Origin of the sequence: Winogradskyella sediminis, assembly GCF_003387355.1 — a bacterium.
In the GTDB taxonomy this organism is placed as follows: Bacteria; Bacteroidota; Bacteroidia; order Flavobacteriales; family Flavobacteriaceae; genus Winogradskyella; species Winogradskyella sediminis.
Genome location: NZ_QUNH01000005.1, coordinates 1 through 12,877 on the forward strand (window position 1 = coordinate 1; position 12,877 = coordinate 12,877).

A 12,877-nucleotide genomic window follows, 5' to 3' on the forward strand; every position below is an offset into this window, starting at 1 on the left:
TAGAACCATAACAAGTATGTGCGTTAGCGGTAGTAACGGCATCCTTTTTTGTTTCTATATTCTCTTTATATAAAGTAGACAATCTTATATTATAGGTAGCAATCATTATAATATAAGCGTTAAACAAAAAAGATATAGCGGATGACGCGGCACTTTTGCTCATTAAAAGCTAAAGTGAAACGCTATAATAACACGAATCAATAATTATAGAAACTTCACTTTGTCTATTCCTTATATAGGTATATCTTTGTAGGCTAAAATTTATACTATATATAATGATACAAATTACTCTACCAGATGGTTCGGTTAGATCTTTCGAAAAAGATGTAACTCCTTATGAAGTGGCTGTAGACATTAGTGCTGGATTTGCGCGTAATGTTATTTCAGCAAAATTCAATGATACAGTTATTGAAACCACCACTCCATTAACCACAGACGGTAGTCTTACCTTATATACTTTTAGAGATGATGAAGGAAAAAAAGCATTTTGGCATTCTTCTGCTCACGTTTTAGCTCAAGCCTTAGAAGAATTATACCCTGGAGTAAAACTTTGGGTTGGTCCAGCAATAGATAATGGGTTTTATTATGACGTTGATTTAGGTAAAGAAGGCACTATTTCTGAAAAGGATTTTAAATCTATTGAAACTAAAATGATAGAAATCGCTAGAGGCAAGCACGATTTTAAGATGCGTGATGTTTCTAAAGCTGAAGCTTTATCCTATTATGAAGGAAAAAACGAATATAAAGTTGATTTAATTGACAACTTAGAAGATGGTACGATTAGTTTTTGTGACCATTCTACTTTTACAGATCTTTGTCGGGGTGGACATATACCAAATACCGGAATTATAAAAGCAGTTAAGATTTTAAGTGTTGCTGGTGCTTACTATAAAGGTGATGAAAAGAATAAACAATTAACTAGAGTTTACGGTATTTCTTTTCCTAAACAAAAGGAACTGACAGAATACTTGGAGCTATTAGAAGAAGCTAAGAAAAGAGACCACCGTAAACTTGGTAAAGAATTAGAACTGTTTACGTTCTCTCAACGAGTAGGACAAGGTTTACCTTTATGGTTACCTAAAGGTGCTGCTCTAAGAGAAAGACTAGAAAATTTTCTAAAAGCCGCACAAAAGAAAGCTGGTTACGAAATGGTTGTCACACCTCATATTGGTCAAAAAGAATTATATGTTACTTCTGGCCACTATGCAAAATATGGAGAAGACAGTTTTCAACCTATTGCAACTCCTTCTGAAGGTGAAGAATTTTTATTAAAACCAATGAATTGCCCTCATCATTGTGAGATTTATAATTCTAAACCTTTTTCCTATAAAGAATTACCAAAACGCTATGCAGAATTTGGAACTGTTTACAGATACGAACAAAGTGGTGAATTACATGGCTTAACAAGAGTTAGAGGTTTTACGCAAGACGATGCTCATATTTTCTGTACACCAGATCAATTAGATAAAGAATTTAAAGATGTTATCGATTTAGTACTTTATGTATTTGGCTCTTTAGGTTTTGAGAACTTCACAGCTCAAGTTTCATTAAGAGATCCTGAAAACCTAGAAAAATACATTGGTAGTGATGAAAATTGGCAGAAAGCGGAAGAAGCTATTTTAAATGCAGCAAAAGATAAAGGCCTGAACTATGTTGTTGAAACTGGTGAAGCTGCATTTTATGGACCAAAGTTAGACTTTATGGTTAAAGATGCTTTAGGTAGACAATGGCAATTAGGAACCATACAAGTAGATTATAATCTACCAGAACGTTTTGATTTAGCTTATAAAGGCAGTGATAACGAAATGCACAGACCAGTAATGATTCACCGTGCGCCCTTTGGAAGTATGGAAAGATTCATTGCAATTTTACTAGAGCATACTGGCGGAAATTTCCCACTTTGGTTAATGCCAGAACAAGCAATAATACTTTCAATAAGTGAGAAATATGAAAAATACGCCGAAAAAGTTTTAATTTCGCTAGAAAATGACGAAATTCGCGCCCTCACAGACAATAGAAATGAAACTGTAGGTAAGAAAATTCGTGAAGCTGAAATGCAAAAGTTTCCTTTTATGATTATTGTTGGTGAGCAAGAAGAAAAGGATAATACAATAACAGTGCGTCAACATGGTGGCGAAGACCTTGGCACAATTAGTGTAGAAGACTTTGTTAAAATAGTAAAAGAAAGAATTAGTAAAAGTTTAAAGACTTTTAAATAATAAAAATAAGTTTAATTTAAATACAGAAGCCATAGCAATACGTAGAAACAGAAAGAATTTTACAAGACGTGTATCTCAAGAAGATAAACACCGTATAAATTCTAAGATCAGATCTGAAGAAGTAAGATTAGTCGGAGATAATGTAGAAATAGGAGTTTATCCTATCAAACAGGCATTATCCTTAGCCGATGAACAAGGTTTGGATCTCGTTGAGATTTCGCCAAATGCGAACCCTCCTGTTTGTAAAGTTATGGATTATAAAAAATTCCTTTACGAGCAGAAAAAGCGAGAAAAAACACTGAAGTCTAAAGCGACTAAAGTTATCGTGAAAGAAATTCGTTTTGGTCCTCAGACAGACGACCATGATTACGAGTTTAAAAAGAAACACGCTGAAAAGTTCCTAAAAGATGGAGCTAAATTAAAAGCGTTTGTATTCTTTAAAGGACGTTCCATAGTTTTTAAAGAGCAAGGTCAAATCTTATTATTAAGATTGGCACAAGATCTTGAAGAATTTGGAAAAGTAGAACAAATGCCAAAACTTGAAGGAAAGCGAATGATTATGTTCATTGCACCTAAGAAAAAATAAAAGCTGAATAATTCAGCAAAACGATAATAAGCGAAACGTAAATTAAAAAGAGGAGAAAATGCCTAAAATGAAAACAAAATCGAGTGCTAAGAAACGTTTCAAACTAACTGGCACTGGTAAGATTAAAAGGAAGCATGCTTTTAAGAGTCATATCTTGACAAAAAAATCTAAAAAGCGCAAGCTTAAATTAACTCATGATGCTTTAGTACATAAAGCAGACGAGGACAATATTAAAACTTTATTACGTTTAAAGTAATTCTGTTTTAATCGGTTAACACAATTTATAAACCCTGGAGTTAGGCAAAATAATTTAGCAAGTGTCTATTAATTTAGACCGCCTACTACAAAAAACAATTAAAAGAAATGCCAAGATCAGTAAATTCAGTAGCAAAGAGAGCCAGAAGAAAAAAGGTTCTTAAGCAAGCAAAAGGTTACTTCGGAAGACGTAAAAACGTTTGGACAGTAGCAAAAAATGCGGTTGATAAAGCGATGCAATATTCGTATAGAGACCGTAGAAATAAAAAGAGAACATTCCGTTCGTTATGGATTATGCGTATTAACGCAGGTGCAAGACAACATGGAATGAGCTATTCAAAATTTATGGGAGGATTAAAATCTAATAACATTGACTTGAACCGTAAGGTACTTGCCGATTTAGCAATGAATCACCCAGAAGCTTTTGAAGCTATAGTAAACAAAGTAAAATAGGCTTTTAGCCAAATTGATAACAACATTTCGCTTATAAAAACCGATTCATTAATTTGAGTCGGTTTTTTTTATGCCCTTATCCTAAAAATCAAAAGCTATTTACTGCGCTTAGGTCATATGCACAAACTCATTTTTTATGTTTAACTTACACTTTTATTAAAACTAATAATATGAAGCGTATTTTACTCATTATCAACATCTTTATTCTACTACTTACTCCTAATGCATATTCTCAAAAAACTGAAAAATCAAAATCTTGGAGTGTCGCAAATCCTGAAGGTGATTGGGATTTTAAATCTATAAAACTCTCCACTAACGAAGGCACATGGATGAACCTCGATGTTAGTCCAGATGGAAAACACATTGTTTTTGATCTATTAGGAGATATTTATAAACTAGACATTAAAGGTGGAAAAGCACAACTTTTAAGAGAAGGATTACCTTTTGAAATTCAACCACGATTTAGCCCTAACGGTAAATACATTACATTTACTAGTGATGCAGGCGGAGGTGATAACATTTGGGTTATGGACGCAGACGGCTCAAATGCAAAGCAAATTACAAAAGAAAATTTTAGGTTATTAAACAATGCCATTTGGACTCCAGATGGCAATTATATTATTGCAAGAAAACACTTTACCTCTAGTCGCTCATTGGGTGCAGGAGAGTTATGGATGTATCATAAAACTGGTGGAACTGGACTTCAACTTACTAAAAAGAAAAACGATCAACAAGACGTTAATGAACCTAGTATCTCTCCAGATGGCAAATATTTATACTACAGTGAAGATGTTTATCCTGGTGGCTATTTTCAATATAATAAAGACCCTAACAGTCAAATCTATGTTATCAATAGATACGATATGGAAACGGGAAAAACGACAAGAATTACTGGTGGTCCTGGAGGAGCAGCACGTCCTCAGGTCTCTAGAGATGGAAAAAAATTAGCCTTTATAAAGCGAGTACGCACAAAATCTGTACTATTTATTCACGATTTAGAAACGGGAGAAGAATGGCCAGTCTATGATCAACTCAATAAAGACCAACAAGAAGCTTGGGCCATTTTTGGAGTGTATACCAATTTTAATTGGATGCCAAATAATGAAGATATCGTAATTTGGTCTGGCGGAAAAATTAACAAAATCAATATCAATTCACTTCAAGTTTCTGATATTCCTTTTCAAGCCAACGCCACAATCAAAATTGCTAAAGCGGTTAAATTTAATACTCCTGTAGCACCAGATACTTTTAATGCTAAAGTTATTAGACATGTTGAGACTTCACCCGATGGAAAATCAATTGTATTTAATGCCCTTGGCTATTTATACACTCAAAAATTACCTAATGGTAAAGCTAAAAGATTAACTTCAGGTACCGATTTTGAATTTGAACCAACCTTTTCACCAGATGGAACTACCATAACCTATGTTACATGGAATGACGACAATCTAGGAGCTATTTACGAGATCCCTTCAACTGGAGGAGCACCTAAAAAATTAACATCAGAAAAAGGTATTTATAGAAATCCATCATATGCACATAACGGCAAGCAAATTGTTTATCGAAAAGAAGGAGGAAACAATGAACAAGGCCGTACATTTTCTAAAAAAACAGGTATCTATCGTATGGATAGTGATGGTACAAACCATAAACTAATTACTAAAGAAGGAGATTATCCACGGTTTAATGCAGACGATTCTCGCATTATATATCAACACGGTGGGCAGTTCTTTGGAGCTCTAACTAAAGAATTAAAAAGTATTGACCTTAATGGTTTTGATAAGCGTACACTAGTAAAATCCAAACACGGTAATATCTTAGTACCTAGTCCTGATAGTAATTGGATTGCTTTTGTGCATTTACATAAGGTATATTTGGCACCGATGCCAAAATCCGGAAAAACTTTAGACTTAACCGATAAAAGTCAATATGTTCCGGTAACTCAACTCTCTAAAGACGCTGGTATCAATCTACATTGGTCTAAAGACAGTAAAACTTTGCATTGGACCTTAGGTAACCAATATTTTTCGGCAGAAGCTTCTGAAGATGTTAAGCTTGTAGAAAAAAGCATTACCATTAATGTCGAAGCTAAGACTGATAAACCTTCAGGAAGAATTGCTCTAAAAGGAGCACGACTCATTACTATGGAAGGTGATAGAGTTATAGAAAACGGAACGATTATTATTAACCAAAACATAATAGAATCCATAGGACAATCATCAGATATTACAATCCCTTCTGATGCCAAAATATATGATGTTTCAGGAAAAACAATAATGCCAGGCATGGTAGATGCACACGCCCATATTGGTGGCTTTAGATACGGATTAACAACACAAAAGCATTGGCAATTTTATGCAAATTTAGCCTATGGAGTAACAACATCCCATGATCCCTCTGCCCATACTGAAACCATTTTTGCTCTTTCCGAATTACAAAAAACAGGTGAACTTGTTGGACCACGCCTCTACTCTACTGGTTTTATACTTTATGGAGCTGATGGAGATTTTAAAGCCGTTATAAATAATCTTGAAGATGCACGTTCATCAATTAGACGTACAAAAGCGTTTGGTGCATTATCCGTTAAGAGTTATAATCAGCCAAGACGAGAACAAAGACAACAAGTGTTACAAGCAGCTAGAGAAGAAGGTATATTTGTGGTTCCGGAAGGTGGTTCTACATTTTACCACAATATCACCATGGTTATGGATGGACATACTGGAGTTGAGCATAATATACCAGTTGCTCCGGTTTATAAAGATGTTTTAGAACTTTGGGGAAAAAGTAATGTTGGCTATACGCCTACACTTATTGTCAATTATGGTGGTATGAATAGTGAAGTATACTGGTATCAAAAAACAAATGTTTGGGAAAATGAAAAATTATTAAAATACACACCAAGAGGCATTATAGATTCGCGTTCTAGACACCGTATTATGGTACCAGATGAAGAGTACGAAAACGGACATATTTTGGTTTCAAAGACCACAAAAGCTCTTAGTGATGCAGGTGTAAAAGTAAACCTTGGTGCTCATGGACAACTACAAGGTCTTGGTGCCCATTGGGAACTTTGGTCTCTTCATCAAGGAGGTATGTCCAATCTAGAAGCTTTAAAAGCAGCCACTATAAATGGTGCTAATTATATAGGTGCAGGCAACGATATCGGTTCACTAAAAAAAGGCAAATTGGCTGATTTAATTGTAATGGACAAGAACCCTTTAGAAGATATTAGAAATTCTGAAAGCATTATTTATACCATGATTAATGGACGATTCTATGATACTGAAACCATGAATGAAATTGGAAATCATCCGAAAGAACGTACTCTATTCTACTGGGAAAACAATAAATACAACCAAGCCTTTCCTTGGCATGAAGCCTCTCATAGCTTTACTCGGGAAACCTGCGGTTGTCATATAGGTTCTCACTAAAAACAAAAAACCGATTCTATTATGAATCGGTTTTTTATTTCACTTAATTTGAATTCAACTTTTGATATATATAACATGAAAGACGTAAAAATGGTCGTAACAGACATGGATGGTACTCTTCTAAATTCTAATCACGAAGTCAGTTCTAAGTTCTTTACACTATTTAAAAATTTAAAACAGAAAAATATTCAGTTTGTAGCAGCTAGTGGTCGACCATATTACAGTATTATTGAAAAACTTCAATCCATAAAAGAAGACATAATAATCGTTGCTGAAAATGGAGGTTTAGTTATTAAAGCTGAAGAAGTATTGCTTTCAAACACATTGCATACTAAGCGATTAAAAGCATTATATAACACAGTAACATCTATAGCAGATACCTATCCTATTTTCTGTACCCAAAATCAAGCATTTATTCTTAGAGCACCAGATGAATTAGTAAAAACGTTTTCTGAATATTATTCTAATTATACCATCATTAATACTTTTGAAGAGATTACCGATGACATTATAAAAATAGCCTTATACCACACTTCAAATTCTGAAGCCCATATTTTTCCATTTGTAAAACACCTAAAACCAGAACTTAATGTGGTGGTTTCTGGAAATCATTGGGTGGATATATCTGAGGCCATTACTAATAAAGGAAATGCTCTTACATTTCTACAACATCAATTAAATATTACGCCTGCTGAAACAATGGTATTTGGAGACTATAATAATGATTTGGAAATGCTAAAACGAGCCAAATACAGTTATGCCATGAAAAATGCGCATCCGGATGTAAAATTGCTGGCCAAATTTGAAACATCTACTAATGATAACAATGGTGTAGAATTAGTTTTAGAACAACTCATTGCCGAAAGCGGTAAGCACTAATTGCCTCCTACTTGCTCTATTTCTGTGTTCGCAAAGATAAATGCCTTGCCAAATTCCAAGATTTAATTTACCGTCTGTAATAGGAATTTGTACCGATGTTTCCATTAAAGACGCTTTAATATGTGCTGGCATATCATCAGAGCCTTCAAATGTATGCTGGTAATAGGATTGATTTTCTGGTACCATAACATTCATATGACTTTCAAAATCTAACCTCACCGTAGGGTCTGCATTTTCATTTATCGTTAAACTTGCTGAAGTATGTTTTATAAAGACTTGTAATTGTCCGATTTTTATTTGGCTGATTTCTGGAATTGCCTGTAATATGTTTTTAGTAATTAAGTGAAACCCTCTACTGTATGCCTGAAGTTTAAGTTCTTTCTGAAAAAATTTCATAATATCGCATCATAATTTTAATTAGATTCATCTGACATTTCGTCGATTGCAAATTTAAATTCTTCCCAACTAATAAGATCATCACCATCTTTATCATAGCCTTCTATTAATTTTGAATACACCATACCACGTATAAATCCAGTAATTTTAGCTTCTTTCAATAATTTTACAATTTCAGCTTTATTTAGTTTTCCGTCTCCATCTTTATCAAAAAACTTAAACGCGTCCTCTGGAGTTTCAAAATGGTTGGTAATTAAGATTCGGATTTTGTTTAGTATGGTTTCTTTAGAGAACATATGTAAAGCATTTTATTAAAAATAAGTAATATTACTGTAAGCGCATTATTATAGAGTAGAAAAAAGTGATTCTAAAGTAAGCTTTAATTTTGGTTACTTCAAAATTCTACTTCCTAATCAATACTTCGGAAATATTAAAAAATCACGATTTAAGACTTAACTGGTCTCATTTTAATTAAGCGTTCGCTATAAATGGTATTACAAATTCAGAATGGGAGAATGAGATACGTAATAAAATATTTCATTTTATGTTTTCTGCTTTTTCTTCTTAGCTGCTGGAAACAGAACATTATTCAAAATCAAACGATAGCCTGGTGATGTTGGATGTAGGTCTAATTCTGTTTTAGGATCTCCTACTCTATGTGTATAATCTTCAGGATCGTGACCACCATAAAATGTAAAGAAGCCTTTTCCTTTAATACCATGAATGTATTTAGCTTCACCATTGGTACGGTTTTCTCCCATAACCAAAACATTAGACTTAATTTGGCCGCGAGCAAAAGCTGTAGTTTGGCCCATAAATCCTTTAACCAGAGCTGTATGGTTTTGAGTTAACATGGTTGGAATTGGATCCCATTTAGCCGAATATTCCATCAACGAAAAATAATCCGTGGTTTTAGGTATTTTTCGTTTGGTTGTCATGTCTATAGATGAAAACTCATAAACATTAGGGCTGCGTTCTAATATATAATCTTTAAAAGCAAACGTTTTACTAAAATCAATTTTATTCTGATATCCTGGATCGCTACCGTCTCCATCAAACATTGGTTCGCAAATATCAACTCCTTCAGCCGATAATGCAATATCAAAACTATCCGTAGCAGAACACATAGCAAACATAAATCCACCACCCACAACATAATCTCTTATTTTCAAAGCCACCGCTAATTTTTCATCAGACACTTTATCGTAACCTAATTTTCTGGCCAAAGCTTCAGCTTCTTTTTTATCTTCAATATACCAAGCTGCAGAACGGTATGCTCTATAAAACTTTCCATATTGACCTGTAAAATCTTCGTGATGTAAGTGCAACCAATCATAAAGAAGCAATTCGTCCTTTAACACTTCTTCATCATAAATGGTTTCATAAGGAATTTCAGCATACGTTAGCACCATGGTCACAGCATCATCCCATGGTTTTAATCCCGTTGGCGTATAAACCGCAATTTTTGGTGCTTTTTCTAATACAACGGCTTCTTGATTTACCGCAGGACTAGCAATACCTTCTAAAATTTGTGTTGCTTTAGCATCAGAAATAACTTCAAAAGACACTCCTCTAATTTGGCATTCGCGTTGAATAATTTCCGCATCAGGTAATAAAAACGAACCACCTCTATAATTTAGTAGCCATTTTACTTTCAGTTCGCGTTCTAGCGTCCAATAGGTTATACCATATGCCTTTAAATGATTGCTCTGTGTTTCTGCATCCATTGGAATAAGAATATAAGATGCAAAAGCATTTAAACTAAAGCATAGGCTAAAAATTATAAAAAGTAGATTTTTCAAGGTCATAGATTTATAACGAAATATAGCTATATTTTAGTCTATAAAAGATTGATTTAGCATTCTTTTAAGACCTATATTGAATAAGTTATAAGTTGGTTGTAATGTGTAAGACATTCATTTAATAATGGTTTTAAATGTTCTGAAATTTTTTCTTCTTTTGGTTTATAAGGTATAAAACCATGAGATAGGTGAACATTTTTATACCAATACTTTGCCCAAATACCATCTTCTTTAAGCTGTTGTGGTTGCCATGAGAGCATCTTGTTATCAAAAGGAATATTAGCAAATGTGCATAGCTTTTGCAATGTTCCTTTTGGGTTTAATAATACTTTTTTTGCATCTAATACCACAAAAGGAATCTGATGTGTTTTAAAATATTCTATCAACTCTACATGCAGTGCATAGCCAACATCATCTATGCTTGGATTTTTTATAACTTTATTAAAAGAAGGTAGCATCTCTTTTGGATCTCTTGTAAGGATGACGTTCACCATTTTTTTCATAAAATCACGCTTCAAGTTCCATAAATGATGTGTCATTTGTTTAAAAAACAAAACTGGTTTTTCAGTATTCTCTAGCATCATGCTAACGACCTTTTCTCCGTCGTTTTCCATGCTCTTCAATATTAAGTCAGCACCTGGATGGTACGTATGAGCTTCAGGATGATTTTTTAAATAATAACCATACAATGGTTCATCAAATACTTTGGTATCTTCTCTTTGGGCAAAAGCATACATTAAAGCTGTCGAAATATTTCTTGGTCCAGACCATAAACAAATACGTGTTATGTTATTCATTGTGTACCGTATTTTCAATTAACGCTTCGTAAAGTGCATTCAGTTTTTTAGTGACGCTCCCATAATTACCTTCGCCAATCTGCCTTCCGTCAATTTTTGTTACCGGAGTTAAACCACCAAAAGTTCCTGTCACAAACGCTTCATCGGCTCCATAAACATCAAATAGTGAAAAGTCTTTTTCAAAACAAGGTATATGGTTTGTATTACAGATTTCAATAACTTTGGCTCTGGTAATACCATTCATACAATATTTGCTAGTTGAAGTCCACACTTCTCCTTTATGCACTATAAAAAAATTAGTCGCATTACAAGTAGAAACAAAACCATTAACATCTAACATTAAAGCTTCGTCTGCACCAGCTTGTATAGCTTGAATAAGCGCTTGAACTTCATGAAGTTTACTGTGGCAATTTAACCTTGGGTCTAAATAATCTGGCGAACCTCTTCTAATTGTACTTGTAAAAAGAGTAATTCCTTTTTCTTTAGAATCTTGTGAAGCCGTTTTATATTCTGGTATAATCACTACATTTGGACCAGAAATTGTGAGACGAGGATCTTGTGATGGTGTTTTCTTGATACCGCGAGTAACCATGATTCTCACATGTACTCCGTCGGTCATGTTATTTGCTTTTAGTGTTCGCATTACTTTAGCTTGTAATTCTTTCTTTGAAAAAGGTAAATGCATACCAACTGAAGCTGCAGCAGTCCATAAGCGATTAAAATGATCGTCCAAAAATACTAATACACCATGATGTAATCGTAAGGCTTCCCAAATACCATCACCGACTAAGTAACCACTATCGAAAACGGAAATTTTAGCGTCTTTACGCGGAAATAATTGATCGTTTATTGAAATTAGAATATCGTTATTTCTACTATCTTCAATAGCATTGTGCGTTCCATGAACCATATTTATAATTTTAATATCGAAAGATAAATAAAATTATATTTTAAAGCTCTAAAAAAACGATTTACTCCATGGTAGTTTCATTACCTGAGAGTAAGCTTGCAATCACTTTAGTTCCTTCAAATTGTTCTAAAATAATTTTGATAAAAACCGTAATTGGAATGGCCATAATTAAACCAGGAATGCCCCAAAGAAATCCCCAAAACATCAGCATTACAAGTACCGCAATGACATTTATGGAAAAAGATTTTCCCATAAAAATAGGTTCTAAAATTGCGCCAAAAGTCACTTGAACCATAGAAATAGAAAAGATAAAAAAGAACAATGTACTCGTTGGATCTAATTCTACAAAAGCAAAAATAGATAAGAGAATAACAGAAATAAAAGAACCTACCATTTGAACAAAGTTAATTGCAAAAGCAAATAAACCCCAGAAAATAGGAAAACTAACATCAAAAAAGACACACATTAATCCTGTAAATATTCCGGTAAGTGCACTGACTAAAACTTTAACTTTTATAAATTTAATTAAGTCTTTTTCAATTTTCATAAAGGTTTTAACAGAGGTATGCTTACGTTTTAGCAACGTGCTATTGAGTAATTTATGCACATTAATCGATTCTGCTAACCATAATACCACAAAAAATACGGTCATTAATAAAGCGGTTAAAAACGAGTTTACGAATCCGAGTGTAGAACCAAGATTTTCTTTTTCGAATAGTTGACCAATAAGGCCGTGTTCTTGTTCAATCTCTATCCCAAAGTTATCAAATAGATATACTTTTAGATCCGCTATTTTTAACTCTGCTTTAGATAAAAACCCAGTGTTATTCGCTAATATTTGCTTGCTTGATAACTGAACAAGCTCTACCCCAATCTTGAGACCTATTGCAACTAACAAGAGTACAATAATAATACTGACAATTTTAGGTACATTTCTACGTCCCAACCATCGCATTAATGGCAAGAATAATAATGCTATAAACATTGAAAAAATCAATGGAATAAAAATAAAAGACAATATCTTTAGTAAATAAAATACTAAAGGCACCACTAAAATTAACAGCAATACATTGGTTGTACGTCTTTGTTCTAACATGAGGCAGATTACTTTTTAAACTAAGCCCTCAAAGATAAGTTAAAATACAGTTT

General features: G+C 33.6%; 12 protein-coding genes. 6 read left to right on the forward strand and 6 right to left on the reverse strand.

From position 1 onward, the window contains the following. The first annotated feature begins 275 nt into the window (after nt 1-275). The 6 genes from thrS (at nt 276) to C8N41_RS15550 (ending at nt 7,823) form a co-directional block, all read left to right on the forward strand. Nucleotides 276-2,219 carry a threonine--tRNA ligase gene (thrS, locus tag C8N41_RS15525; protein WP_115839933.1) on the forward strand — a complete coding sequence of 648 codons (1,944 nt, stop codon included), beginning with the start codon at nt 276-278 and terminating at the stop codon, nt 2,217-2,219. 37 nt (nt 2,220-2,256) lie between these two features. Then, entirely contained in the window at nt 2,257-2,805 is a 549-nt protein-coding gene (gene infC, locus C8N41_RS15530) for a translation initiation factor IF-3 (RefSeq protein WP_092443500.1), read from the forward strand. 58 nt (nt 2,806-2,863) lie between these two features. Beyond that, complete coding sequence (rpmI, locus tag C8N41_RS15535) at nt 2,864-3,061, forward strand: 50S ribosomal protein L35 (RefSeq protein ID WP_092443502.1); 198 nt, start codon at nt 2,864-2,866, stop codon at nt 3,059-3,061. Nucleotides 3,062-3,168: 107 nt separating this feature from the next. After that, complete coding sequence (gene rplT / locus C8N41_RS15540) at nt 3,169-3,513, forward strand: 50S ribosomal protein L20 (RefSeq protein ID WP_092443504.1); 345 nt, start codon at nt 3,169-3,171, stop codon at nt 3,511-3,513. Nucleotides 3,514-3,683: 170 nt separating this feature from the next. Continuing rightward, complete coding sequence (locus tag C8N41_RS15545) at nt 3,684-6,944, forward strand: amidohydrolase family protein (protein WP_115839934.1); 3,261 nt, start codon at nt 3,684-3,686, stop codon at nt 6,942-6,944. 75 nt (nt 6,945-7,019) lie between these two features. After that, nucleotides 7,020-7,823, forward strand: coding sequence for an HAD family hydrolase (locus tag C8N41_RS15550; protein ID WP_249033289.1), 804 nt, complete (start codon nt 7,020-7,022; stop codon nt 7,821-7,823). Here C8N41_RS15550 and C8N41_RS15555 read toward each other — a convergent pair. The 6 genes from C8N41_RS15555 to C8N41_RS15580 all read right to left on the reverse strand — a co-directional run bounded on the left by C8N41_RS15555 (nt 7,788) and on the right by C8N41_RS15580 (nt 12,824). Beyond that, complete coding sequence (locus C8N41_RS15555) at nt 7,788-8,219, reverse strand: secondary thiamine-phosphate synthase enzyme YjbQ (RefSeq protein WP_092443510.1); 432 nt, start codon at nt 8,217-8,219, stop codon at nt 7,788-7,790. The genes C8N41_RS15550 and C8N41_RS15555 overlap by 36 nt on opposite strands. A gap of 17 nt (nt 8,220-8,236) precedes the next feature. After that, on the reverse strand, nt 8,237-8,515 hold the full coding sequence (locus C8N41_RS15560; protein WP_092443512.1) for an EF-hand domain-containing protein: 279 nt from the start codon (nt 8,513-8,515) through the stop codon (nt 8,237-8,239). Between the two features lie 246 nt (nt 8,516-8,761). Continuing rightward, on the reverse strand, nt 8,762-9,946 hold the full coding sequence (locus C8N41_RS15565; protein WP_115839936.1) for an asparagine synthetase B: 1,185 nt from the start codon (nt 9,944-9,946) through the stop codon (nt 8,762-8,764). 146 nt (nt 9,947-10,092) lie between these two features. Further along, a complete protein-coding gene (locus C8N41_RS15570) occupies nt 10,093-10,818 on the reverse strand; it encodes a sulfotransferase-like domain-containing protein (RefSeq protein WP_092443516.1) in 726 nt (241 codons plus the stop codon). Then, nucleotides 10,811-11,728 carry an aminotransferase class IV gene (locus tag C8N41_RS15575; RefSeq protein WP_115839937.1) on the reverse strand — a complete coding sequence of 306 codons (918 nt, stop codon included), beginning with the start codon at nt 11,726-11,728 and terminating at the stop codon, nt 10,811-10,813. Before C8N41_RS15575 ends, C8N41_RS15570 begins: the two co-directional genes overlap by 8 nt. 61 nt (nt 11,729-11,789) lie before the next feature. Continuing rightward, complete coding sequence (locus C8N41_RS15580) at nt 11,790-12,824, reverse strand: AI-2E family transporter (RefSeq protein WP_092443520.1); 1,035 nt, start codon at nt 12,822-12,824, stop codon at nt 11,790-11,792. Nucleotides 12,825-12,877 lie beyond the last annotated feature (53 nt).